Raw genomic sequence first — 24,703 nt, forward strand, 5'->3', positions numbered from 1 at the left:
AACGGAGAAATTCAATGATTGAGACGCGAAAACAGAAATCAAATAAACTCAAGATATTCTCAAAAGTATTCATGATTATTATTGGGGCGCTAATAGCTGCCTATGGTCTAGAATCCGTATTGATACCCAACAACGTCTCAGATGGAGGTGTCACAGGTCTAAGCATCGTTGGCTCTGAACTGTTTGGCTTACCGCTAGGGCTGCTAATTGGCATAATTAATATCCCTTTTGTGTGGCTAGGATATAAGCAAATTGGTAAAAGCTTTGCTCTTTATTCCGTTATCGGTATTGCTTCACTGGCTGTTGGCACTAGTCTTATGCATCATGTACCGACGATTATAGAAGGTGATACCTTATTAATTACCGTTGTTGGCGGGATTATTATCGGTTTTGGTATGGGTTTAGCCTTACGTAATGGTGGAGCATTAGATGGGATAGATATGTTAGCTGTCTTACTTTCACGAAAATTACCTTTTGGGACCAGTGATTTAATCTTATTTCTAAACATGTTTGTCTTTATTGTTGTTTCAACAGTATTTGGCCTACAAGGGGCTATTCTATCAGCGCTTGCTTATTTTATTGCTTCTAAGGTCATTCATATTATTGAAGAAGGTTTGAGTGGCTCTAAAACGTTTAAAATCATCACCATTCAACCGGAAATCATGGTCGAGACTATTCGTGACCGATTGGGTCGTGGAGCAACTTATACAGATGCTTATGGCGGCTACTCCAATGAACAATTCAAAGAAATCACTTGTGTCATTAACCGTCTTGAAGAAAGTAAAATAAAAGATATTATTCGTGAAATTGACCCGAATGCTTTTGTAGTAGTCTACGATGTTGCAGAAGTTAAAGGTGGCAGTTTCAAAAAGAAAAATATTCACTAACGACTATAAAACGTGTTGGAGAGAAGCTAATTATGCTCTTGCCAGCGCGTTTTTTTGTTTTCTTTGAAGGAGAGGAAAGGCTTGGTATAGATTTAATATAATTAAAGTTGGAATACCTACTCTAACAACATGCTTATACAATAGAATTAATAAGGTTGGAGAGGGGACATGGATATGGATGCTGTTCATAAAGAAAAGATCTTAATCAAAAATGAAAAGCTTATTAGCATGGTCATTGAACGGGCTAAGAGAGATTTTTCTGATGATATTGCAATTATTGGGCTTACAGGTTCTTTTAGTACTGGGGATTTTCATGAAAAAAGCGATCTTGATCTAATCATAATTAATAACACAGAGCAAGGCTGGGGAATATCTTCGTGTTTTATTTTGGATGATATTGGATACGATCTATATTGTACGCCATGGGAAACAAGGATAGAAGATCAAGCCAATCTCGAGAGTCCAATGATTTCATGTCTGGTGGATTTACAGGTGTTATACTGTGCAAAACCCGAATATTTGGAAAAGCTAAATTTATATAAACAGAGAGCACTCGATGCTCTGGCAATGCCTATAGGGAGAGAATGTATCAGTAGAGCGAAAAAGTGTATAGACATAGCAAAACAGGAATATGCGAATACATTACTTTCTGAAGATATAGGAGCAGTAAGGTATGCTTCAAGCGAAGTTTTATACAATTTGTTAAATGCGCTAACTCATTTGAACAATACTTATTTCAAACGGGGAATGAAAAGATATTTGGAGGAAATAGCTACGTACCGTTATGTTCCTGATGATTTTGAAAAGACATATATGGCTGTGATAGAGGCGAAGACTATCGATGAAATCAGAAGTGCAGCATATAAGGCACTTAAAAACATCAATGATTTATATAATAAAATGTATAAGGATTTTGTAGTGCAGCCAGTCCCAAGCTATGATAATCTTGGCGGAACTTATGAGGAGTTATGGTGCAACTACCGCAATAAGATTATAGCAAGTGTAGAATCGGGTGATAGATCGTATGCGTATCTAGCAGCAATGGGCATACAAGGTTTTCTTGATGAAATGACAGAATGGAAGGGAACCAAAAAGTTTGATATCATGCAGTATTTTGATTCTGACCATCTTCAAGTCTTTAAAAATGAGTTTCTGAAGGTCATGGATGAATATCTGGAGGAATACAACAAGGTAGGCAGGAAAGTCGAACGATACAATACTTTCGAGCAATTATATAACGAATATATGAAGGTATAGAAAATAGCTCACTACCAATCTTTGGATTGGAGTGGGCTATTTTTTTATTTGACAAGAAAACTTGGCGTATTATAATAATGATGACAAGTTTTCTTGTCATCATCTTTTCAATCTGAAAGGAGAAATTTTTATGAAAAAGGAAGAAATATTAGAAAAAAGCCGAAATGAAAAAGGAGACGAAGGAAAAGAATTTGTTTTTGCTAAAGGCAGAAAAAGCGGATTCATTGGAATGTTGATTGTATTTTGCATTCTGAGTGTCTTCAATTTATATAATCATAGTCAGGAAACAAATTTTGCATTAAAAGCTATGATAGCTATGTTTTTTGGATATTTGAGCTGTGAAGGTCTTGGAATGTATTCTGTAACTAAGAAAAAGATGGATTTACTCAAATTCATTTTAGGATTAATTATAAGTGTTTATTTTTTGTTTATTTACTTTTATGGGATGAGTGATTAGTATGAGTGAACCTTTGGTTTTAAAAAATAAACTGCGCGAAGCTAGAACAGAACAAAAATTATCGCAAGCACAATTGGCAGAAATGGTGGGTGTCTCAAGAAATACTATAAGCTCGATTGAAACCGGACAGTTTAACCCTACTGCAAAATTGGCTTTGATTTTATGTATTGCGTTGGATAAAAAATTCGAAGAATTATTTTATTTTGATTGAAATCAACAGAAGCTTTTCTAGGTTTAACTCTAGATGTCAGAAAAACAGCGATACTCCATCATTGGAGAATCGCTGTTTTGTCTTTTCGGTCGATTATAGCTTACTCAGGAATTTACAGGGTTCTGTTCAACAGATTTGGGTGTAAAAGCTCTTCGAACAACCTTCGTTAATTCCATTAGGATGAGGGAGCCGAGTGCTAAGCCTGCTGCAATCAGCCACTCTGACATTCCAAATGTAGCCGGAATCGAGAAGATTTCTCTAACCCCTGGCAGAACTGCAATGCCGTAAAAGGCAAAGCAGACCAGAACGGCTCCGATGACGTATTTGTTGCTGAAAAGCCCAGCTTCAATAGCAGTTTGACTGTTCGAACGGGCGGCAAAGGTCTGCAACGTACGAGACAAGATCAGGGTTGTGAATGCCATAGCTACGCCCATATCAGGCGAATCCTGAAGTCCGATATACAGGGATATGATTACAGCTATACCTATGAGTAGACCACGAGTGACAATGGCCTGCATCATTCCTCCTGCGAATATTCCTTCCTTGAGCTCTCTTGGTTTTCTGTTCATCACATTAGGTTCAGGTTTTTCCATCCCAAGAGCAATGGCGGGCAGAGAATCATTCGCCAGATTGATGAATAGAAGCTGAATCGCTGTGAAGGGATTAATCCAGTTGAAAATAAGGGCAAAGAGGATGGCGATAATTGCACCCAGGTTACCTGAAAACAAATAGGCGATCGCTTTTTTGATATTGTCAAATACCGTTCTGCCCACAGATACAGCATTGACAATAGATACAAAATTATCATCGGTCAAAATCATGGCAGCCGCATCTTTGGCAACATCGGTTCCACTGCCCATGGCAACTCCGATATCTGCTTGCTTCAAAGCAGGCGCGTCATTTACACCATCACCGGTCATGGCTGTTATTTTGCCTTTCCGCTGCCACGCGCGGACAATTCTGATCTTGTTCTCCGGGGAGACACGGGCGTACACACCAATCTGTTCGAGTTTTTGATCAAGTTCCTCGTCAGACATGGCATCGAGTTCTTGGCCGGTTACGGCAATTTCATTCTCAGTCATCAGACCGATATCGCGGCCGATCGCTTGTGCGGTTGTCTTATGATCACCGGTAATCATGATGGTTCGGATGCCAGCCTTCTGAGACTCTGCGATCGCGCCGTAGACAGCTTCCCGAGGTGGATCAATCATAGCTGTCAAACCTACGAGCACCAGATTTTGTTCATCCTCTAATCCTACTTCAGTAACCGTATTTGGTACGGTTTTGTAGGCATAGGCAAGTACACGTAGTGCTCTGCTGGAGAACTCCTCATTGGCTTCGAAGAAGCGTTTAAGAACTTCTGGTGTTATCGGTACTTCTTTTCCACTTAACAGTACATGCGAGCATAGACCAAAGAGCACATCGGGTCCACCTTTAGTAATCATTGCTTTTTGCCCGTTAAAAGTATGCAAGGTCGTCATTAGCTTGCGATCCGAGTCAAAAGGTAGCTCGGCTTCGCGCGGGAAATTATCGCGTATTTCCTTATAATCTTTATTCTTGCTGTTGCTGAAGGCAATAAGTGCTACCTCTGTAGGATCACCCAGCTCTTTACCATCCTCATTAATGTTAGAGTCGTTGCAGAGCACGGCTATATGCAGGAGCCGCCGGGCTTCTTCAGACCATTCTTCAGGCGCTTGATTGAATTGATCACGGTCCCCTTCTGGCAAAAAGTAATCTACAACAGTCATTTTATTCTGGGTGAGGGTACCGGTTTTATCTGTACAGATGACACTGGTTGACCCAAGGGCTTCGACAGCGGGTAGCTTACGAATAATCGCATGTTGCTTAGCCATCTTGTTAGTACCTACGGATAGGACAATAGTTACTATTGAGGAAAGAGCTTCGGGAATCGCAGCAACCGCTACAGCGACTGCAAACATTAACGCATTCAGGATAGCTTCTGTTGTATCCACAGTATCATTCGACAACCAAACACGTCCGGCCTGGATGGCAAAGATTACAATGGACAGGAGTATAATTGCTACCCCCAGCTGCTTGCTGAATGTTTCGAGCTTGCGCTGCAGCGGCGTTTGCTTAGCTTCGGCGCTTTCAATGAGTTCAGCAATTTTTCCGATTTCGGTAGTGAGTGCAGTTCCCGTTACTACCAGGCTTCCGCGGCCATATACAACTAGTGAGCCGCTGAACGCCATATTACGCCGGTCTCCAAGCGGAGATTCTTTCGCGATGATATTCGTATGCTTTTCCACAGCTTCGGATTCTCCGGTTAGCATACCCTCATTTATTTTTAAGCTTTCCGATTCTATAATCCGGCCATCGGCGGGTACAAAATCGCCGGCTTCCAGCCATACGATATCACCGCGTACAAGTTCCCTTGCCGGGACGGTTTTTAATTCTCCATCACGCAGCACTTTGGCCTCGGGTGCTGACATCTGCTGCAAGGCATCAAGTGAACTCTCCGCTTTACGGGTCTGGATGACACTTATAACTGCATTGAGAATCAACACGAGGAAAATAATAAGCGACTCCATAACTTGGCCCATAACAATCTGGACAATGGCGGCTATAAGCAGTACGACTACCATAGGGTCTTTGAAGTTTTCAAGAAAAAGCTTCCAAACAGGATCTTTTTTCTTTCCTTTTAATTCGTTAAAACCATAATCTTTCAGACGTTTGTCGACTTCTGCCGAAGTAAGCCCGTTAGCTGAACTCTGAACATCCTGTAAACTGTCGGCTACATTGTTGCGGTAATATTCCACTAATGATAGCTCCTCTCTGCTGTGCTGTGTCTTTGTTCTTAAAAATTACGGTTCAAGCCGGGACAAGTTTCAAAATATCGAGCTGCCGAAACTGTTTTTACATTATAAATGTGTCTTTTGAGCTTGAAATTGGACGGGAAAATATATGTAAATCTGGTTTCTTCATTATGTTTTTGGCTCACCGAGCACAAGTTTACTATGGGCGCTTTATTTATTATCCTATTTATGAATCGAGTTTATCCCCACCTTGAAGAGTTAAATAAAACTCATAAAGAGCTGAGGCTACGCATTAAAATAACAAAACAAGACCCGTCTGATGACAGGTCTTATTTGTCTGCACTTTCCTATTTGTTAGCGCCCGAATTAGCCGATTCCTGCAATTGCCCTGACTCACGGTGCTTCCGACTCATGAATACCAAAGACAATGCAATTACCGTGAGGATAACCCCAAGGACTTGAAATCCCTCGAAGCTAAACTTACCTCCCATTATGATACCTATTAACAATGAAGAGAGAATGGTTCCCAGGTATCTCGATGTATTAAATAATCCGGAGGCTACACCGATTATTTCTTTTGGAGAACTTTGGAACAAGGCTGCTTGCAGGCCGACATTGTTCAATCCGTTGCTAATACCGAATGCAGCTAAAGCCACACATACACTGATAACTGGTGAAGTCTGATTTAAGGTCACAAGCCACACTGATCCCAATGTCATCAGGACCCCGGACACTAGCAATGCTGGCCGGGGTCCTGATCTATCGATCCAGCGTCCTGCTATTGGAGCAGTAATCAGTGAGCATAATCCCAGCGTTAGCATGAGAATTCCTGTTTGGAATTCACTGACATGACGTACCATTTGCAAGTAGGATGGGATCCCGAAAAAGAGTGAGTAAAAAAGTACATTAACGAGCATGAATTCAACATTAACCCAAGTCATTGCCGGGTATTTGGCAAATGTACGTAAAGGAATAAAGGGTGATGCCGCTGTTAGCTCATGCCGGACGAATACTCCTAGCAGAACGAGTCCTGTTAGCAAGGTAATGACATGTATTAATGAGATATGTCCGGATGATTTTGCTGAAAGCAATCCAAGGAGCACGGCAATCAGCCCCACAGTGAAGAGCAGGATTCCTGACGCATCAATCAAATCAAACCATTTGCGCAGGGACATTCCCCGGGTAACGGTTGTTGACGGTTCGTCCTTGGGGATATGCCTCCAAGATAATAGAAAGCTAGCGACCACGAATGGAATATTGACGAAAAAGATAGCTGGCCAGTCCCACCAGTGAATAATAACCCCGCCAATAAAGGGACCAATTGCTGCCGCGCCGGATAGGAAGATGGATAAAACAGATAGTGCGGTCGCTTGTTTCTCCGTAATATGAATCCGCACAATGGCCATTCCAACGGCAACCATCATGCTAGTTCCAATGGCTTGCACAATACGGAACACGATGAGACAGCCAAAGTTTGGGGAGAAAGGAGCTAATAAACCTGCAATGAAGGATACGACAAGCCCGGTAAGAAATATTTTCCTCCGGCCGAATAAATCGCTGGCCTTTCCCATGACAGGTTGAGCGATGCTACTTGCAATGTAAAAAGAAAAAATAATCCAGGAAACACCTGTATAGTCAAGCTGGAATACATTTTGCAGCCTTGGAATAGCCACAGACACCATCGAAGAATTTAAAGGGTTCAATAAAATCCCCAGACCTACTGAAATCATTAACCACCTGTTGCGAACACTCATTTTAAATCCCCCTAAAGCTTATTAATGTCATCGTACTTGAAATCGATTATTCATTCCAACGCATTTTATGTTATGATCTCATTGACTTGAGGGAATGAACGGAGGTGTGAATTGGAACTTTTGCAACTGCAATATTTTCTCGCGGTAGCTCGGTTGGAACATATGACTGAAGCTGCACGAAATCTACACGTTACTCAATCTTCACTGAGCAAAACGATTCAGCGTTTGGAGGAGGATCTGGGGGTACCTTTATTCGATCGGGTAGGAAGAAAGCTGCGACTGAATGAGTCCGGAAGCCGGTTCCTTCGCCGAGCTGAAAGGGCATTGTTTGAATTGGAGCAGGGAAAACAGGAGCTTAGCGATTTATCCAGTCCTGAACATGGCACACTCGAATTAGCGGTGACGACCGCAAGCACATTACCCAATATCCTGCGAGAGTTTCGGAAAAAGCGGCCTGATATTCAATACCATGTGCAAATGCTGACCACGCAGGAAATGGTTACACTTCTTAATAGAGGAGAGGTTGATTATTGCTTATCCTCACCTCCAATAAAAGGGGATGACATCGAATGCCAAATCGTCTTTATCGATCCAATTCTTGTGGCTGTTCCAAAGGGACATCGGCTGGCCAATCGAAGCAGCGTAACTTTGATAGAGCTAAGGGATGAGTGGTTTGTCGGGGTAAAGAGTGGCTATGGTACTCGCGATTTAATAGACTCTGTATGCAAATCAGTTGGATTTGTGCCTAAATATGTGTATGAGGGAGATGAACCCGCAAGGCTTAGCACTCTTGTGGAAGCTGAAATTGGTTTAGCTTTCATACCAAGCACGGCACGGAATTCACGGGAAGATATCCAATACCTCCAAGTAGAGAATCACGAATTGGAAAGGGAGATAGCTTTATTGTGGCACAGGAGCCGGTACATTTCGCAGGCCGCTTTGGAATTTCGGGAGGTAGTTGTAGAATATTTTGGAGCGTTATCCAAACAGACCATTTAATTATGCGGCAGAACAACTAACAAACCAATTCCCCGTTACCTTCCGTTACGTTCAACGGTCCGTAAGTGGGGTTTTCTTTTTGGGTTAAATTTGTAGAATCTTTAATCATACCTATGTTTTCCTATAATTATGGGGGGTAACACCTTTAATATTAGCGTAGTAGTGCGTAGCAGCGAGGCTGTAAAATAGTGTGAGTACACATGAAAGCGTTTACATATAAGGAGGGGATCTGTAAGTAAAAAGATTCATTTGTGATGATGTTCTACTGCTCTTCGGGATGATTGTACCACTGTTGAAATTAAGGATTTAGCAGGTAAGGAAATTAGCGTGGGAATATAGGGCTGGTGCTAATAAGGTAGGTCATTAACTGATTTTTATGAAAATCACTAGAGGAGGAATGCATTAAATGAGTAGAATGCTTAAACAAGTAATCTCGATCTTACTCGCAGCTGCCTTGCTTATTCCGACAAGCTGGATCGCTCCGGTTACTGAAGCTGCGGCGCAGGATACGACAGTATCATCAGATAGGGTAACGGTATATCATGAAACTTTTGCGAGTGGCAAGGGGATTGCAGCTCAAGCAGGCAGTGCTAGCCTTACACCTGTGAATGATAAAGTTTTTACCGGCAATACTGACGGCGCAGCTTTATATGTAAGCAACAGAGCGAATAACTGGGACGCGGCTGATTTTAAATTCAGCGATATGGGCCTAGAGAACGGCAAAACCTACACGGTGACTACAACCGTTTATGTGGATGCTAATGTGGCTATACCTAGCGGTGCCCAAGCTTATCTTCAAGCGATAGGCAGCTACGCCCTTTTGGCAAATGTGAATTATGAAGCAGGCAAAGCGGTCACCTTGACGAAAGAATTTACCGTGGATACGGACAAAGATACGACACTGCGCGTTCAATCCAACGATGACGGGAAAACGGTTCCGTTCTACATTGGGGAGCTTCTCATTACAGCAAAAAAAGCAGTGACGGAAACGGATAAAGAAATCTATCACGAAACTTTTGCGAGTGGCAAAGGTTTAGCCTCACAATCAGGCAGCGCTAACCTAACCCCTGTCACCGGAAAAGTTTTTGCGGGCAATGCTGACGGGGCAGCTTTATATGTAAGCAATAGAGCGAATAACTGGGACGCGGCTGATTTTAAATTCAGCGACATGGGCCTAGAGAACGGCAAAACCTATACGGTAACTGCATCCGTGTATGTAGACGCTGATGTGATAGTACCTAGCGGAGCCCAAGCTTATCTTCAAGCGATAGGCAGCTACGCTCTTTTGGCAAATGTGAATTATGAAGCAGGCAAAGCGGTCACCTTGACGAAAGAATTTACCGTGGATACGGACAAAGATACGACACTGCGTGTTCAATCCAACGATGACGGGAAAACGGTTCCGTTCTACATTGGGGATGTATTGGTCACAGAAAAGGTGGCTACCGTAGAGCCAACTCCAACACCAGAAACACCTAGAGACCCAGCTTTACCTTTTACCACTGTTACTTTTGAGGATCAAACAGCAGGTGGTTTTGAAGGCAGGGCAGGTACAGAAACGCTTACGGTTACTAATGAAGCGAATCATACGGATGATGGTTCATACGCTTTGAAGGTTGAGGGAAGAACCAGTACATGGCATGGGCCGACATTACGTGTGGAGAAGTATGTGGACAAAGGCTACGAATATAAAATTTCGTTATGGGTCAAGCTGATCCAGCCTGCAAGCTCGCAGCTCCAGCTGTCCACGCAGGTTGGCAATGGCAGCAGCGCCAATTATGTGCAGCTCGCACCTAAAACCATCAGTGCAAGCGATGGCTGGATTCAGTTTGAGGGATCCTACCGTTATAACAATGTAAGCAGTGAGTATTTGACCATTTATGTGGAAAGCTCCAGTAATAGCACGGCCTCTTTTTATATTGATGATATTAATTTTGAAAAGGTAGGCTCTGGCCCGGTAGATATCGAAAAAGATCTTATACCGATTAAGGATGCTTATCAGAATGATTTTCTGATCGGAAATGCGATAACCGCTGAGGATCTGGAAGGTGTCAGACTTGAGCTTTTGAAAATGCATCACAATGTTGCTACGGCAGGTAATGCCATGAAGCCGGGCGCGTTGCAGCCTACGAAGGGTAATTTCACGTTTACCGCGGCAGATACAATTGTAGATAAAGTACTGGCTGAGGGCATGCAGATGCATGGACATGTATTGGTATGGCATCAACAATCGCCTGCATGGCTGAATACAACAACAGACGCAGCTAACAACACGATACCCTTGGGACGGGATGAAGCTCTTATGAATTTGCAGACCCATATCCAAACCGTTATGGAGCATTTTGGTGACAAGGTGATCTCCTGGGATGTTGTAAACGAGGCGATGAGCGATAATCCATCCAACCCAACAGATTGGAAAACAGCGCTGCGATCCGCCCCATGGAAAAGTGCCATTGGAGCAGATTACGTAGAGCAAGCCTTCCTGGCGGCAAGAGAAGTACTGGACGCGCATCCAGATTGGGATATTAAGCTCTATTACAACGATTATAACGAAGATAATCAGAATAAAGCGCAAGCCATCTATAGTATGGTCAAAGAAATCAATGATAGGTACGCGCTGACTCACCCTGGCAAATTGCTTATCGATGGTGTTGGTATGCAGGGGCACTACAGCATTAATACGAACCCAGAGAATGTGAAGCTTTCCTTGGAAAAGTTCATTTCCTTGGGTGTCGAAGTAAGCATAACTGAGCTGGACATTCAGGCCGGAACCAACTATCAGCTCTCTGAAAAGCTTGCTAATGCGCAGGGTTATCTATATGCGCAGTTGTTAAATATCTTCAGGGATCACGCTAATTCTATCAAACGTGTTACCTTCTGGGGAATGGATGATAACACAAGCTGGAGAGCTTCATCCAATCCGTTGTTATTCGATAAAAATCTGCAAGCCAAGCCGGCTTACTATGGCGTTATCGATCCTGATACCTTCATTGAAGAGCATGAGCCTGAATCAGTAGAAGCTAATCAATCTACTGCTAAATTTGCTGCACCTGTTATAGACGGAACAGTTGACGAGATCTGGAGCCAGACCGCTGAGATTCCGGTCAATCGGTATCAAACCGCTTGGCAAGGAGCGAGTGGAGTGGCAAAAGCACTCTGGGATGATCAAAATTTATATGTCCTGATCCAGGTGAGTGATACACAGCTTGATAAGAGCAGTGTGAATGCACATGAACAGGATTCGGTCGAAATCTTCGTGGACCAAAATAATGGGAAAACGACGTTCTATCAAGATGATGACGGCCAGTACAGAATCAATTTTGACAACGAGACTTCATTTAATCCTGCAAGTATCGCAGCCGGTTTTGAATCGGCAACCCAGATTTCCGGAACAAACTATACGGTTGAAGTGAAGATTCCACTTCAAGGGATCACTCCGGACAACGATAAAAAGCTTGGTTTTGATGTACAGATCAACGATGCTAAAGAGGGCTCACGTCAAAGTGTCGCGGCTTGGAATGATACGAGTGGAACTGGGTATATGGACACATCCGTTTATGGTGTGCTTACTCTAAAGGGCAAATCTACGGGTCCGGAACCCACTCCAACGCCGACAACAGCACCGACACCGACACCAACGAGCCCAACCGATCCAACTGACCCAACCGATCCAACCGATCCAACCGATCCAACCGATCCAACAAACCCAACGGAACCATCGGCAACCCCGACACCTGTTCCAACAGCGACGCCAGCACCAACAAATGCGCCAACGGGTAGCAGTAACTCGGGTAATGTTGTAGCAACTCCACAGCCTGGAGCCATTACAAACAAAGATGGTGTTGTTACGATTAAACTGGAGGTAAAGTCCGACAACGGGCGTGCTATAGGTACCATCTCCAGCGACAACATGAAAAAAGCGCTTGAGCAGGCTACTGTAGCGGCAAACGGCAAGAAACAAATTATCATTGAAGTGCCAAAGCAAACGGACGCGAAAGGGTATGATATACAATTACCGACCCAAAGCCTAACGGGGAAAGAAAACTTTGAACTATGGCTTAAGACGGAAAATGCCACAATTCAAATTCCAAGCAATATGCTGTCCAACGTAACAGACAATGCTGAGCAAGTATCTATACGAATAAGTAAAGTCACCACGGACAGCTTGGAAGCAGCTACCCGCAATATGATTGGCAACCGTCCAATTATCGGTCTAAGCGTAGTAGCAGGTGACAAAGTTATTCCTTGGAATAACCCTAAAGCACCTGTAACGGTAGCCATTCCTTACGTGCCGACAGCGGAGGAGCTAAGCCTTCCCGAGCTTATAGTCGTTTGGTACATCGATGGCAAAGGCAACGTACTGCCGGTTCCGAGCAGCCGATATGATGCTGCAACCCAAACGGTTGTCTTTCAAACAACCCACTTCAGCACTTATGCAGTAACCTTCGTAAAGAAAAACTTCGGAGATCTGCAGAATCTTTCTTGGGCCAAACAATCTATAGACATTATGGCGGCTCGCGATATCATCAAAGGAACGTCCACGAACAGCTTTTCACCTGCAGATTCAATCAAACGAGCGGATTTCATTACTCTCCTCGTAAGAGCGCTTGAACTGAAGGGAACGGGCAAAAGTGCAATAATGTTCAACGATGTCCAAAAGACAGACTACTATTATGATGAACTGGTCATCGCGAAGGAATTGGGAATTGCTACAGGTTTTAAAGATGATACGTTTAGACCCAATAGCAATATCTCCAGACAAGATATGATGGTGCTGACAGCACGAGCGCTGGCGGCAACCGGTAAGCAAGTTAAGGCGAGCGGCGTTGTAGCTGCTGCTTATCTTGATGAAGCAAGCATTTCCAGCTACGCAAAAGACAGTGCATCATTGTTGATCCAATCCGGAGTCGTAAACGGAAAGAACAATAGAATTGCACCGAACGATAACCTTACCCGTGCAGAAGCGGCAGTCATTCTGTATCGTATCTGGAAGTAGTAGTCCCGGCAGCAGAGAAAAAAAGTCTGAATTGACTCAAGGCCATATTTAGTCTGAAGAGTGGAAATACGTGTGCAACCATCCCTTGCGTTCTTCTGTTTTAAGCATCGCTGCTCACCTCCCTGCGGAGAGGAGCAGCGATTTTTTTGTGTGTATGTTCCGTTAAGTTGAAACTGAAACGGAAAAAAATGTCACGAAACAGACCGCTCAAGTGTTATAACTGTACTGATAGTAGAAAGGAGACAGTCGTGGACTCTATTGAAGAGAAGATAAAGCGGGTACAAGCGGGAGAAGTCTACCTTTTTTCAGATATTATCAGACTCTACCAACAACGGATCTACCTCTACTGCTTTCGCTTGTTGAACAATAAGGAAGAAGCTGAGGATGCGGTTCAGGACATATTTATTAAGGCTTACCAGAACATCGGCCATTTTGAGTCTCAGGTAAGTTTTAACTCGTGGCTCTACAGGGTTTCCTATAATCATTGCCTGAATCAATTGCGCCGGAAGAAATTTCAAAATCAGCTGCGAAAATTACTCAGACAGGATGTAACCACTAAAAGCGCTGAACAAATGGTGGAAAATCAGTTGTTCAGTGAATCCGTGGCCTCTGCCCTGGCAAAGCTTAGCGTGGAGGAACGTAATCTGTTGATTTTACGCATTTTTGAAGATAAATCATTTGCAGAAATTGGTGAAATTCTGGGTAAAAGTACGGTCACTGTTAGGAAACGGTACGAGCGGACAAGGTGCAAGCTCAGAGAAGTCATTGAAAGAAAGGAGAAACAACTATGCGCAAGGACGAATTGACTTCCGAAGAGTTGTTTCTGAAGGAGGGGGATAATTCTGCCAAACTTCCGCTGGTTGATGTTCATGATTCTGTAATGCAAGCCATCGGGCTAGGTAATGGTCGCCTTGCTGTTAAGCCTGTACCTCACCAGCAGGAGGGGGACATCCCAGATATTATGCATAGAGTGGAGCCAGCAACCTATGCCAAACGATGCCGTAAGCGCATGTGGAGCAGGCCTGTAAGGAGATGGGCAGCGGTGCTGATCCTGGTTGTCTTGGTAGGAGGCAGCTATTCCTTGTTTAAGGAGAGTCCCTGGCAAGCTGCCAAATTTCAATATGAAGTGCTGCCATACGAGCCGCTTCTTGCAACGAAGGAAGGGGGGACGATTGAAGTATCTAAGAATCCGTTAGTTCCCTCAAAGGTAAAAATTCCTCAGAGAGTGGCGACCAAAGAAGAAGAGCTGCTGAGTGAAAAAAATTTAGAGGCATATAGAGTTGTAGAGAAATTATTACTACCGGGAGAGGGCGCTTCTTACGTGTTAAAAAAGGAAGGTGCTGGAGATGAACGTCCTCAGCTTGGCAGAGTTATTCCTGCGATGCTATTTAATGATTATTCTAGTTATTTAGCCAAAGCAGAGGAGTATAAGGCGCCATATTTGCCACGCCCGGAGTATCTGCCAGAAGGGTATGTTTTTGATCAAGCATGGATACAACCTGATTTTGAGGTCAACGAGAATGAACTGCTTGCCCTGACTGATGGTATAAAGCTGGAAGGCGGTTACCGGGTTATGTGGAAAAAAGAACCTACGGCCAGAATTAATTATGAATATTCGTCGATGAGATACAAAAAAGGAGAGAGTATGGTAAGAATTTATGCCAAACACATCAAGGCAAAGACCGGAACGGTGGAAAGCTTATTAAGGACTAACACTACAAACGTAGAGAATATTCTTGTTAACGGAACCCAACTGATCTATACGGAAACTACAAACATTGAAATAAAGTTGGGGTATAGATACAGACTTGTCTGGACGGATCCAGAACAAAATGTAGTATACGATATGACTGCTGCACCGGAGTCTTCTTCTTTAACCAAAGAGGAGGTTATCCGAATTGCTGCCGACATGATGAAATAAGTATAGAAATTTGATGTCACAAATCCGGTAACGTAAGTGTTATGTAAGAGTACTACATATACAGGAAGGTGAGGTATTTTAATGAATAATAGAAAAACACTCATTGCCATGACCAGTATGACCCTAATGTTGGGTTTAGGTTATGGCTTCAAAGGAGAAGCTTACGCCGAGAAGTCTGTTGCTCAGTCTGTGGAAGAAACCGCCATTAAGGCGGAAGTCAAATATATAGCTCAGGGCATCGATGAAGCTGCCAAAGCGAAAACAGATCAGGAACAAAAAAAATTCAAAAATCTCAAAGATCTGCAGCAGAAAGCATTAAGTGAAGAGCTTAAACCTGGAGAAATCAGATATGTGTATATTAATGACAAGGAATATCAAGCCTATGCTAAGGGATCACCCACTGCGGGTGCATATTATTCCCTTTCGTTTAATACGTATAATGAATATGTGGAAAGGTATGCTGCCGGCAATACCTCCATACCACTGCAATTGCAAGAGCCTCCGGAAGGCTACAATTTTTTCAGGGCAATTGTTTCTCCATATATGACGAAAAAAGAACAGGATAAGATATACTATCAAGTGATCGCCGAGGGTAAGGCGTCCGATAAGAAAATCTATGTAAAGAAATTGCAGGAGAAGCGTACGGCTATCAACATCATCTATAATATGACCACAGAGAAAAATGGTAAAAGAGGAGTTCTTGCCATCGCTGCCGAACCTGCAGGACCAAAGGATACGACTGTTGAATCCGAACCAGCAAATGCACAGTCGCAGAAGCTAAAAGTGAGTGGCCAAGAGGTGGTATACACACCTATTGATAAGATGGAGTACAAGTCAGTTGCATGGATGAATCCAAAGACCCGTGTCAATTATATTATTCGGGAAACCGGTGGACATCTGACCAAGGAGGATTTGATTGCTTTGGCAGGACAGATCATTGAAGCTTCGGCGTAGAATGATTCTAAGAGACTTACTAATACATTTGATCAAGGCAGCCCCCAGGGCTGCTTTTTGATTTGAGTATAAAGATTTATAGTATTCATGCTATTTAGGAGATTAGAAGTGAAATGTGGCGTTGGGCAATGGAAATGTGTCTTTTTTAAGTATTCACAAATAAAGAACGAATATCCTATCATTCCAATATTTACAAAATTCGATATAAAGTGATATAATTTTCGAGATTCATATACATAAACATGAAAGAAGAGTGTAAGATGCTAAAGGTAACAAGCAAAAAAGTCATGTCAATTATTACAGTTAGCTCAATGCTGTTGGCTGTGGGTGCAGTCGCTTATGCAGACACGACATTGAAGAAGATTTCTGCATATCAGAATGCGGCCATCAGCATTGAAGTGGATAATCAGAAAGTGAACCTGTCAAGTAGTGAAGGAACAATGTACCCAATTATCTATGAGGGACATAGCTATGTATCCGCCAAGGCTGTATCTGAAGCACTGGGGGCAACCGTGAAATGGGATAACAGTCGTCAAGCTGTTGTGATCACATCGGCGAACGGCGGAACATCTACATCCGTTGTCCCGGATAAGGACAATACTGTTGCACAAGCTACTGCGAAGCCGGCAACCGTATCTACTCCGCCTGCAACTGAGTCCACTCCGCAAGCAACACCAAAGCCTGCTGCATCATCTTCCGCTACAACTTCCAGTAACAGCGGCGCTTCGTTTGCAGATGCAGTGAAGTTGGGTACTTCTTTTACTTATACGGACCTTGATAACTATTACAGCCCTAAGGGTGATTCAACATCTGCTCAATATACTTTCACTATCAATAAGGTTACGTCGACTACTCTCGGACAATTAAAAGCTCTTGGGTTTGAAGAACATGTCACTGATCCCGATGTAGCTGTAGATTATGTCCTGCTTGATGTAACGCTTAAGGTGAGAAACGCCAGTCTTGTAAAAGGTAGTCAGGGCCAAGGGTGGAAGTTCCTTTCAAGTTTTACACCTAGCATTTGGGGAGCAGAAACTTCCAGTGGACAATACTATATTGGTGGCTCTAGTGATTATTTTGAGGGATCTCTCGGAGAAAATATCGAAAAGCTGTTGGCTGATTTTCCTGAAGTCACCCCAAGTAAACCGGGTTCTTTTGAAGCTTCGGGTAAAGTTATTCTGCCAATAATCAAAGGCAAGGAGAACAGCCTTGTTCTTCGTAGAAACGATAGTAAGCTTGAGTCCGACAAAACGTCCATCTATTTCAAACTGAAATAGTTATGCAAGTTAGCAGAAAAAGAGATCAACGATGTTATTCATCGTTGATCTCTTTTTTTATGAGGCTTACACAGTGCTGATAACTTTTATATCAAGCTTCTTTGGCAATGACTTTTTTGAGCTTCACCTTGGGTTCTTGCTCAGGGTCAGGCGCTTGCCCAACACGTTTAATAAAGAAAGATAGCAGCAGACCGAGGATACCAATTCCCACAATCACTAGATAGGAATCATTGATCCCTTGAATGGATGCTTCCATAATCATATGTTCCTGTGTTCCGTTCTGTGTACTGCCAGAGGCCAGCATATCCTTCATATGTGTTGTAGTACGGCTCGTCATTACGGTGACGAGCAGGGAAGTCCCAACGGCGCCAGCTACTTGTCGAATGGTATTCGAAATCGCTGTACCATGCGCACTAAGCTTGGCGGGGAGTTGATTTAGACCCAGAGTTTGTATAGGCATGAGGAGCAAAGCCATCCCGATCCGGCGGCCTGTTGACATGTATACCAGATACATGTAGCTGGTTGAGTCTGTTAAATTTACAAAGCTTAGAGTCGTTGCAATTGTAATCAGTAGACCGATTATAGCGAGCCATTTTGCCCCAAACCGGTCGAACAGCTTTCCGGTTACCGGCATCAACAATCCCATTACGAGTGCACCGGGAAGCAGCAACAAGCCGGACTCCATCGCTGTAAAACCGCGGGCATTCTGCAGGTACAAAGGTAGCAGCATCATATCCGCATACATCACGATTGTAACTGCGATACTGATGACAGTTGTTAAGGAGAACATATTGTATTTAAAGGCCCGGAGATCAAGCAGTGGATTTTGGGAAGCCAACTGTCTCCAAGTAAACAAGCCAAGGGAAAGCACACCTGCTGCTAAAGACAATAACACTTCTGCGCTCGACCAACCCGCACTTGCAGCGCGGCTGAAGCCATACAGCAAGGTTCCAAAACCGATGGTAGAAAGAGTTACGCTAACAATGTCCAACTTGGGAAAGATGCGTTCCGATACATTTTTTAAATAAATAAATCCGCATATGATTACAATGACGGTCAAAGGAATCATGCCATAAAACATTGTCTCCCAAGAATAATGTTCCAAAATATATCCAGCCAGAGTAGGTCCAATCGCAGGTGCGAAAATGATGGCTAACCCTACCATCCCCATGGCAGCCCCTCTCTTTTCAGGAGGGAACAGGGTCAAGATGACATTCGTGAGCAGTGGCATAATAATCCCGGCACCAGCTGCCTGAATCATACGCCCGGTCAACAGAACAGGGAAGTTTGTCGCGACGGCCGATACGATCGTTCCAGCCAAAAATATAAACATAGAAGCTTGAAAAAGCTCCCGCGTCGTAAACCGTTGCATTAGATAAGCTGTAATTGGAATTAGAACACCATTAACCAGCATATACCCCGTTGTCAGCCACTGAGCTGTAGCCGCCGAGATATTAAAATCATGCATTAACTCCGGAACGGCAACGCTCATTACCGTTTGATTCAGTGTCGCAAGAAAGGCGCCCAAAATCATAATGAATAAGATGGGGCCCTTTTTCACGGAACTGCTTGTTACTTCTCTCTTTGTACTCACTCCACTCCATCCTTTCAACTCGTCGATCATGGACTAAATTTACAGTGTGTTGTATAGTTTACAATGCATGAATTAGATTATAAATGAAATTTTCATGTAATCAAGCAACAATTTGCGAAAGAATGTAAAGTAGTTTACATTCTTTGTGAAAATGTAGTTTTTTCTTTTTAAAAAACAACAATTATTTAAAATATGTAGCTTACAATAGGAAAGTAAAAGATTGGAGAGTAGAAGATGAATAACACAACGCAACGTACAGATCCCCGGGTACTTCGGACGCGCCAATTGCTTAGAGATGCTGTAATTGAATTGCTTGAGGAAATGGATATTGAGAAAATATCAGTAAACCGTATTGCAGAGCGGGCTAAAATCAATCGTGTTACTTTTTATCTGCACTACCGGGATCTCCCGGATATGTTAGAAAAGATGGCGGATGAGATGGTGGAGGACATTCTACAAGTGGTGAACAACGATGGCAACCATGATGAATCGGTTGATGAAGAGAATCTGAGAATATTAGAGAGTCTGCTTAAGCATATTGCGGAAAATGCAAAATTCTACAAAGTCATACTCACATCGAAACGAAGCCCGATTTTTACAAATCGCCTGTTTAATTTGATGGCGGAAATCATTTCTGCACACCAGAAGAAAAAGGATGGGGCCGTTGATCATTCAAAGGTACCGATACAAAAGGACATTGCCGTTTGGTACGGTTCAGCAGCTCTAATTGGCACGGTTATTTCTTGGCTCCGAGATGACATGCCCTATACGCCTGTGTATCTTGCCAGACAAATTAGCATGCTGCGTGCGAACTAGCAACGGGTTCCGACTAATGAACGGAGAGGAATTAAATGAACAAGCGCAAACAGCCACGCATCGTTGCGCGGCTGTTTGTTGTATCTAGAGCAGGTAAATCACTGCACACTGAGATTATCCCAGTTGATTTGGAATTCCTTCAACATCCCTTCTTTGGTCAGCTTGCCGCCGAGATACCCTTGAATGCTGCTGGATAATTCCTGTGGCATCCCGTTCGGCAGGCGGGTCCAGTTCCAAGTCAGCGCTTGATCTTTATCAGTATACGCCAGCACCTCAGCACCTAGTGCTCCAAGATCTTCTTCGGTTCCCTTAATGTTGTCGAGCGCAGGGATGAATTGGAATTCCTTAGTGATATATTTTTTTCCGGTCTCGGAGGTGACGAGCCAATTCAGGAAGACCTTGGCCTCCTCCTTAACGGGAGAGTTTTTATTGATAACCCAATTGCTGGGTACGCCTACATAAAGCTTGTCGTTGTCTTCGGGAGTGTCGTCAATGGGCATGGGCAGGATGCCAAGGTTTAGATTGGGATCGATGCCGTCGATCTGCCCTTGTGTCCAGTTACCCTGCTGCATCATCGCAGCTTCGCCGCTCGCTAGCATAGTGACTTGTGTATTATAGTCGGTCGAGAGCGGGTTCTTATTGCCGTACTCAACAGTAAGGTCAAGTAGATCGATCCACTTGGAGAAAATAGGGTCTCCGGCGAAGGTTTTGGAACCGTCTGTAAGTCCGGCGATGAATGCCTCTGGATCAGGCTGCTGGGCGAAAGGCACGTTTACATTATGATTGCCAAGCACGAACCATTCTTGGTAACCATTCGCAAAAGGGGTGATGCCTGCCGCTTTTAACTTCTCGGAGGCTTCGCGTAGAGCGGTTAGCGTCAATGGCTTCTCAGTGATTCCGGCTTTTTTAAATAGATCCTTATTATAGATGAAGCCGTATCCTTCTAGATTCATCGGCATCCCATACAGCTTGCCATCTATAGTCATTTGTTCTGCTGCGAGTGGCTTTACATCCTTGGCCCAAGTTTCGCCGCTCAGATCCTCCAGATATTCCAGCCACATATCACGTTCATTGTTGCCGCCGATGGTAAAGATATCCGGTTCATCTCCGGAAGAGAATTTGGCACGCAGCGAGGCGCCATAATCGGTCCCGCCACCCACGCTTTGCACCTCAAGCTTAATATCGGGATGTTCTTTCTCGAATTCGGTCTTGAGCGAAGCCAGCGCTTCAGATATTTCAACCTTGAACTGGTAGATGTGTACGGTTTTGACTCCATCTGCATTGTCGCTGCTGCGTCCGCAACCGGCTGTCAGGGCAGCCAGCAGCAGGGAGCATGCGAGGAGAATTCCACGTTTTGTTCTCATATTCATTCATCCTCTCTGGCTGAAAGCAACATGTATCATTAGCCCTTCACGGAGCCCTGGGCAATGCCTTCAATAATATATTTTTGCATCACTAGGAAAAAGATGACCACCGGCGTAATCCCGAGTACAAGTCCTGGAAGCGCCAAATCCCACTGCTTCGTATATTGTCCGAAAAAGCTATAAGTGGCGATAGGAATGGTGCGAAGCACCGGATCCTGCAGAATAAGCGATGGCATCAAGTAATCATTCCAGATCCACAGGGTGTTCAGTATGATGACGGTGACGATAATCGGCTGCATAAGCGGAAGAACAATCCGGAAAAAGGTACCATAAGGACTGCTGCCATCCACTCTTGAAGCCTCCTCGATATCGAGAGGTACCGATTTGACGAAGCCGTGGAATAGAAAAACAGTCATCGGGGCCCCAAACCCAAGATATGCTAAAATCAAACCGGCGGTTGAATCCATGACGCCCAAACCGCTGACGACCTGTACCAGCGGGATCATAATAGATTGAAATGGGATAACCATGGCGGCTACTAATGCAATATAGAGCACACGGTTATACAAGCTGTTGTTGCGGACCATTTTGTAAGCGCACATAGAGCAGAGGAACGCTAGCAGAATATTACTAATCACCGTGATGATAAAAGAGTTCAGGAAGGCGCGAGGGAAATTGGTAGCTTTCCAAGCTTCCGCGTAGTTGCTCCACTGGAGTGCGGAAGGCAGCGCAGCAGAGTCAGAAAGTATTTCACTATAGCTTTTCACTGAGTTAGCCAGTAAAAAGTAAAAGGGCACTAAAAATAGAAGTCCCAGCAGGATTACAATCACTTCGATGAGAAGCAGGGGGACATTAAATTTCTTGGCGGTAGTCTCCATTACAGCTCCACCTCTCTTTTCTTGGTTGCTCTAACCTGTAGTAGGGAGATCACGGCCACGATGACGAAGAAAACCATCGCTTTAGCCGAGCCCATTCCGAACCGGCTGATGGTATAGGCTTCATTGTAAATATTCAAGGCTACAGATTCGGTAGCTTTAAAGGGTCCACCCTTGGTCAGCGACAGGTTGAGGTCAAACAGCTTAAAGGACCAGGAGATAGATAGAAATAGACAAACAGTTACAGCAGGCATGACCAGTGGAAGAGTGACATGGCGCAAGGCCTGAAAACGTCCGGCTCCATCCACTTTGGACGCTTCAATTAGGCTTTGGGGAACATTGTTGATAGCAGAGATGTAAATCACCATCAGATATCCCGCATTTTGCCAGACAAATACGATAACAATCGCCCAGAATGCTGTCCCTCCGGTGCCTAGCCAGGGAAGATTAAAGAAGGACCAGCCGGTGGCCTGCCCGATAGAGGAGAATCCTCTGACAAAAATAAACTGCCAAATAAACCCGAGCAAAAGTCCGCCAATCACATGCGGTACAAAAAATACAGTTCTCAGGACATTACGTGTGAACAGTTTGCGCGTCAACACATAAGCGAGTGCGAAGCCAAGCAGATTGGTCAGCACTAGACCGAAGAAAGTGAACTTCGCCGTGAACCAGAATGAATTAAGAAAGGAAGGATCCTTGGTGAAAATATGTAGATAGTTCCGTAGTCCGGTCCACTCGACATGCCGCGAGATTCCGTTCCAGCTGGTAAATGAATAATAGAGTCCCAAAAAGAAAGGAATCAGCACAATAATAAAGAAAAACAAGGAAGTTGGCCCGACAAAAATAAACTGCTGCATCAGGCGTGATCTTTTTCTATGGTCCATCGTTCCTCACCCCTTTTGTTAATTTAAACTTTTCATTCTATAACCGAATTGGTGATTAACCGAAACAAACAGTAATATAACGCACCAAGTATTCTTAACGAGTTGCGGCATCGGGAGAGGCGAAAATGCCTTTGATAGCGCCGAAAGTGTGCGATTTGGAGAAAAGAGAGGCAAAAATGCCTTTGATAGCGCCGAAAGTGTGCGGTTTGGAGAAAAGAGAGGTAAAAATGCCTTTGATAGCGCCGAAAGTGTGTGAGTTGGAGAAAAGAGAGGCAAAAATGCCTTTGATAGCGCCGAAAGTGTGCGATTTGGAGGAAAGAGAGGCAAAAATGCCTTTGATAGCGCGGAAGTCGGCTGAGCTTTCTCTGGATAATTTTCACTGGCCCGGAGCGATTTCTTTTCAGGCTTGACAGCCTTTTCAAAGAATCGGTATGGTGGACTTGTCAGACAAATGGGAGGTAGGGTACATGTCAGGATGGCTGGGGAATCATTTTGTTACGCAGATTGGAATTTTGGTGAATGATGTTGAAAAGGTAAGCACGGCTTATGCGGAGTTTTTTGGACTGGAAAAGCCGGAAATTATCGTTACAGATACAGAAGATCAGGCGCAGACTCGGTATAATGGCGAGGCGACGGTGGCGCGGGGGAAGTTGGCTTTTTTTGATATGGGCTCCCTTCAGCTTGAACTGATTGAGCCAGACCAGCAGCCCAGTACATGGCGTGATTATTTGAATGAACATGGTGAGGGACCTCATCATATTGCTTTTGTGGTTGAAGGAATGAAGGAGAAGATTATGCTGCTCGAAGGCAAAGGGTTCCCACTCCAGCAAAAGGGTGAGTATACCGGGGGGCGTTATGCTTATATGGACACGTTCAAGGAGTTAAAGGTGATTGTGGAGCTGCTGGAGAACGATAAGGATAAAGGAGAGGATGTATAGTGAATATTCTAATTACTGGTGCCGGACGTGGACTAGGTTATGAGCTGGCGGCTGAGGCATTGAAGCGGGGGCATGGAGTCATTGCCGGGGTTCGCCGTCCCGATCAGGAACAAACAGCACTATCTCAGCTCGCTGCGACCTACGGGGAGAAGCTGACTGTGGCCCAGCTGGACGTGACGGATGAAGAAGGAATCGCGGCACTTGCTGCAAATCTGCAAGGACAAGGTCGGACGCTTGGTGCCATTATCAATAATGCGGCAGTACTGACTGCAAGGGACACACAGATTGAAGAGCTGGATTTCCAAGATATGCTTACCACGATGGATATTAATCTTTATGGACCGATGCGAGTGGTTAAGCATTTCTTGCCGCTACTCATTGAACCCGAGCTTTCGATCATCAACATATCGTCGGAAGCAGGCAGCATTACTAATGCTTATTCCGGAGACTATCCTTATTCCATCTCCAAAACGGCACTTAATATGTTCTCACAGCAGCTGCATGTATATTTAAAAGAACGCGGGGTACAAGTACTCGGCGTACATCCCGGCTGGATGCATACGGATATGGGCGGGGCAGAGGCGCCAACGAATCCGACCCAAAGTGCTGAGGGCATCATGGACTTGATCGAGAAGCGGACTACACCGGAAGGTCAATTCATGTTTGTAGACTATACGGGTAAGGATATGAAGATTTAATAAAGAGTGTTCTAACTAAAAGAGGTAACTCAATAGCCATTCATGGCTTC

The 24,703-nt window shown here is 44.1% G+C and carries 20 protein-coding genes; 14 read left to right on the forward strand and 6 right to left on the reverse strand.

Annotated features, from left to right (window positions below):
* The first annotated feature begins 14 nt into the window (after positions 1–14).
* The 4 genes from NST94_RS07155 (at position 15) to NST94_RS07170 (ending at position 2,812) form a co-directional block, all read left to right on the forward strand.
* Positions 15–887: a YitT family protein gene (locus tag NST94_RS07155; protein ID WP_248547737.1), complete on the forward strand. Its 873-nt coding sequence runs from the start codon at positions 15–17 to the stop codon at positions 885–887.
* A 168-nt stretch (positions 888–1,055) separates the two neighbouring features.
* Complete coding sequence (locus NST94_RS07160) at positions 1,056–2,144, forward strand: nucleotidyltransferase domain-containing protein (RefSeq protein WP_248547736.1); 1,089 nt, start codon at positions 1,056–1,058, stop codon at positions 2,142–2,144.
* A 130-nt stretch (positions 2,145–2,274) separates the two neighbouring features.
* The gene (locus NST94_RS07165) at positions 2,275–2,601 is read left to right on the forward strand and encodes a DUF6442 family protein (RefSeq protein ID WP_280752640.1); all 327 of its coding nucleotides are present in this window, start codon (positions 2,275–2,277) and stop codon (positions 2,599–2,601) included.
* 1 nt (position 2,602) lies between these two features.
* Positions 2,603–2,812, forward strand: coding sequence for a helix-turn-helix transcriptional regulator (locus NST94_RS07170; RefSeq protein WP_036675786.1), 210 nt, complete (start codon positions 2,603–2,605; stop codon positions 2,810–2,812).
* A gap of 104 nt (positions 2,813–2,916) precedes the next feature.
* Here NST94_RS07170 and NST94_RS07175 read toward each other — a convergent pair whose 3' ends face one another.
* Together NST94_RS07175 and NST94_RS07180 are read right to left on the reverse strand one after the other, a co-directional pair.
* Positions 2,917–5,589 (reverse strand): cation-translocating P-type ATPase, encoded by a 2,673-nt coding sequence (locus NST94_RS07175; RefSeq protein ID WP_280752641.1) that lies wholly within the window; start codon positions 5,587–5,589, stop codon positions 2,917–2,919.
* Positions 5,590–5,933: 344 nt separating this feature from the next.
* Positions 5,934–7,340 (reverse strand): MFS transporter, encoded by a 1,407-nt coding sequence (locus NST94_RS07180; protein WP_076309647.1) that lies wholly within the window; start codon positions 7,338–7,340, stop codon positions 5,934–5,936.
* Between the two features lie 111 nt (positions 7,341–7,451).
* Between NST94_RS07180 and NST94_RS07185 the strand changes: the two genes are divergently transcribed.
* From NST94_RS07185 to NST94_RS07210, 6 genes are all read left to right on the forward strand, one after another.
* Positions 7,452–8,339 (forward strand): LysR family transcriptional regulator, encoded by an 888-nt coding sequence (locus tag NST94_RS07185; protein WP_076125263.1) that lies wholly within the window; start codon positions 7,452–7,454, stop codon positions 8,337–8,339.
* Positions 8,340–8,745: 406 nt separating this feature from the next.
* The gene (locus NST94_RS07190; protein ID WP_339281825.1) at positions 8,746–13,335 is read left to right on the forward strand and encodes an endo-1,4-beta-xylanase; all 4,590 of its coding nucleotides are present in this window, start codon (positions 8,746–8,748) and stop codon (positions 13,333–13,335) included.
* Between the two features lie 248 nt (positions 13,336–13,583).
* A complete protein-coding gene (locus tag NST94_RS07195) occupies positions 13,584–14,141 on the forward strand; it encodes an RNA polymerase sigma factor (RefSeq protein ID WP_076193465.1) in 558 nt (185 codons plus the stop codon).
* Positions 14,123–15,256 carry a DUF4367 domain-containing protein gene (locus NST94_RS07200; protein WP_339281826.1) on the forward strand — a complete coding sequence of 378 codons (1,134 nt, stop codon included), beginning with the start codon at positions 14,123–14,125 and terminating at the stop codon, positions 15,254–15,256. Before NST94_RS07195 ends, NST94_RS07200 begins: the two co-directional genes overlap by 19 nt.
* An 81-nt stretch (positions 15,257–15,337) precedes the next feature.
* Complete coding sequence (locus tag NST94_RS07205; protein ID WP_076193460.1) at positions 15,338–16,210, forward strand: hypothetical protein; 873 nt, start codon at positions 15,338–15,340, stop codon at positions 16,208–16,210.
* A 260-nt stretch (positions 16,211–16,470) separates the two neighbouring features.
* Positions 16,471–17,484 carry a stalk domain-containing protein gene (locus NST94_RS07210; protein ID WP_339281827.1) on the forward strand — a complete coding sequence of 338 codons (1,014 nt, stop codon included), beginning with the start codon at positions 16,471–16,473 and terminating at the stop codon, positions 17,482–17,484.
* Between the two features lie 91 nt (positions 17,485–17,575).
* On the opposite strand, the gene NST94_RS07215 is transcribed toward NST94_RS07210, so the two are convergent.
* Complete coding sequence (locus tag NST94_RS07215) at positions 17,576–19,018, reverse strand: DHA2 family efflux MFS transporter permease subunit (RefSeq protein ID WP_232061507.1); 1,443 nt, start codon at positions 19,016–19,018, stop codon at positions 17,576–17,578.
* Between the two features lie 294 nt (positions 19,019–19,312).
* On the opposite strand from NST94_RS07215, the gene NST94_RS07220 reads away from it, so the two are divergent.
* Positions 19,313–19,894, forward strand: coding sequence for a TetR/AcrR family transcriptional regulator C-terminal domain-containing protein (locus tag NST94_RS07220; RefSeq protein ID WP_339281828.1), 582 nt, complete (start codon positions 19,313–19,315; stop codon positions 19,892–19,894).
* 98 nt (positions 19,895–19,992) lie between these two features.
* On the opposite strand, the gene NST94_RS07225 is transcribed toward NST94_RS07220, so the two are convergent.
* From NST94_RS07225 to NST94_RS07235, 3 genes are read right to left on the reverse strand one after another with little or no spacing between them, the layout of a single operon-like run.
* Positions 19,993–21,258 (reverse strand): ABC transporter substrate-binding protein, encoded by a 1,266-nt coding sequence (locus NST94_RS07225; protein ID WP_339281829.1) that lies wholly within the window; start codon positions 21,256–21,258, stop codon positions 19,993–19,995.
* Positions 21,259–21,296: 38 nt separating this feature from the next.
* A complete protein-coding gene (locus NST94_RS07230; RefSeq protein ID WP_036675762.1) occupies positions 21,297–22,136 on the reverse strand; it encodes a carbohydrate ABC transporter permease in 840 nt (279 codons plus the stop codon).
* Positions 22,136–23,017, reverse strand: coding sequence for a sugar ABC transporter permease (locus NST94_RS07235; protein WP_076125253.1), 882 nt, complete (start codon positions 23,015–23,017; stop codon positions 22,136–22,138). The genes NST94_RS07230 and NST94_RS07235 overlap by 1 nt, the downstream gene beginning before the upstream one ends.
* Positions 23,018–23,142: 125 nt before the next feature.
* Here NST94_RS07235 and NST94_RS07240 point away from each other — a divergent pair, with 125 nt between their 5' ends.
* From NST94_RS07240 to NST94_RS07250, 3 genes are read left to right on the forward strand one after another with little or no spacing between them, the layout of a single operon-like run.
* The gene (locus tag NST94_RS07240) at positions 23,143–23,427 is read left to right on the forward strand and encodes a hypothetical protein (RefSeq protein ID WP_339281830.1); all 285 of its coding nucleotides are present in this window, start codon (positions 23,143–23,145) and stop codon (positions 23,425–23,427) included.
* Positions 23,428–23,484: 57 nt separating this feature from the next.
* Positions 23,485–23,955, forward strand: coding sequence for a VOC family protein (locus tag NST94_RS07245; RefSeq protein WP_076193450.1), 471 nt, complete (start codon positions 23,485–23,487; stop codon positions 23,953–23,955).
* The gene (locus NST94_RS07250) at positions 23,955–24,653 is read left to right on the forward strand and encodes an SDR family oxidoreductase (protein ID WP_076125244.1); all 699 of its coding nucleotides are present in this window, start codon (positions 23,955–23,957) and stop codon (positions 24,651–24,653) included. The genes NST94_RS07245 and NST94_RS07250 overlap by 1 nt, the downstream gene beginning before the upstream one ends.
* Positions 24,654–24,703 lie beyond the last annotated feature (50 nt).

This window comes from Paenibacillus sp. FSL H8-0282 (assembly GCF_037963825.1).
Taxonomy (GTDB): Bacteria; Bacillota; Bacilli; order Paenibacillales; family Paenibacillaceae; genus Paenibacillus_AQ; species Paenibacillus_AQ odorifer.

What these genes read in the sequence shown, in the direction of transcription:
- NST94_RS07160 (WP_248547736.1), top strand. Translation starts at nt 1,056, where the DNA reads ATGGATATGGATGCTGTTCATAAAGAAAAGATCTTAATCAAAAATGAA.
- NST94_RS07165 (WP_280752640.1), top strand. Translation starts at nt 2,275, where the DNA reads ATGAAAAAGGAAGAAATATTAGAAAAAAGCCGAAATGAAAAAGGAGAC.
- NST94_RS07235 (WP_076125253.1), bottom strand. Translation starts at nt 23,017, where the DNA reads ATGGACCATAGAAAAAGATCACGCCTGATGCAGCAGTTTATTTTTGTC.
- NST94_RS07180 (WP_076309647.1), bottom strand. Translation starts at nt 7,340, where the DNA reads ATGAGTGTTCGCAACAGGTGGTTAATGATTTCAGTAGGTCTGGGGATT.
- NST94_RS07200 (WP_339281826.1), top strand. Translation starts at nt 14,123, where the DNA reads ATGCGCAAGGACGAATTGACTTCCGAAGAGTTGTTTCTGAAGGAGGGG.
- NST94_RS07220 (WP_339281828.1), top strand. Translation starts at nt 19,313, where the DNA reads ATGAATAACACAACGCAACGTACAGATCCCCGGGTACTTCGGACGCGC.
- NST94_RS07170 (WP_036675786.1), top strand. Translation starts at nt 2,603, where the DNA reads ATGAGTGAACCTTTGGTTTTAAAAAATAAACTGCGCGAAGCTAGAACA.
- NST94_RS07215 (WP_232061507.1), bottom strand. Translation starts at nt 19,018, where the DNA reads ATGATTTTGGGCGCCTTTCTTGCGACACTGAATCAAACGGTAATGAGC.
- NST94_RS07210 (WP_339281827.1), top strand. Translation starts at nt 16,471, where the DNA reads ATGCTAAAGGTAACAAGCAAAAAAGTCATGTCAATTATTACAGTTAGC.
- NST94_RS07240 (WP_339281830.1), top strand. Translation starts at nt 23,143, where the DNA reads ATGCCTTTGATAGCGCCGAAAGTGTGCGATTTGGAGAAAAGAGAGGCA.
- NST94_RS07225 (WP_339281829.1), bottom strand. Translation starts at nt 21,258, where the DNA reads ATGAGAACAAAACGTGGAATTCTCCTCGCATGCTCCCTGCTGCTGGCT.
- NST94_RS07230 (WP_036675762.1), bottom strand. Translation starts at nt 22,136, where the DNA reads ATGGAGACTACCGCCAAGAAATTTAATGTCCCCCTGCTTCTCATCGAA.
- NST94_RS07155 (WP_248547737.1), top strand. Translation starts at nt 15, where the DNA reads ATGATTGAGACGCGAAAACAGAAATCAAATAAACTCAAGATATTCTCA.
- NST94_RS07205 (WP_076193460.1), top strand. Translation starts at nt 15,338, where the DNA reads ATGAATAATAGAAAAACACTCATTGCCATGACCAGTATGACCCTAATG.
- NST94_RS07190 (WP_339281825.1), top strand. Translation starts at nt 8,746, where the DNA reads ATGAGTAGAATGCTTAAACAAGTAATCTCGATCTTACTCGCAGCTGCC.
- NST94_RS07245 (WP_076193450.1), top strand. Translation starts at nt 23,485, where the DNA reads ATGTCAGGATGGCTGGGGAATCATTTTGTTACGCAGATTGGAATTTTG.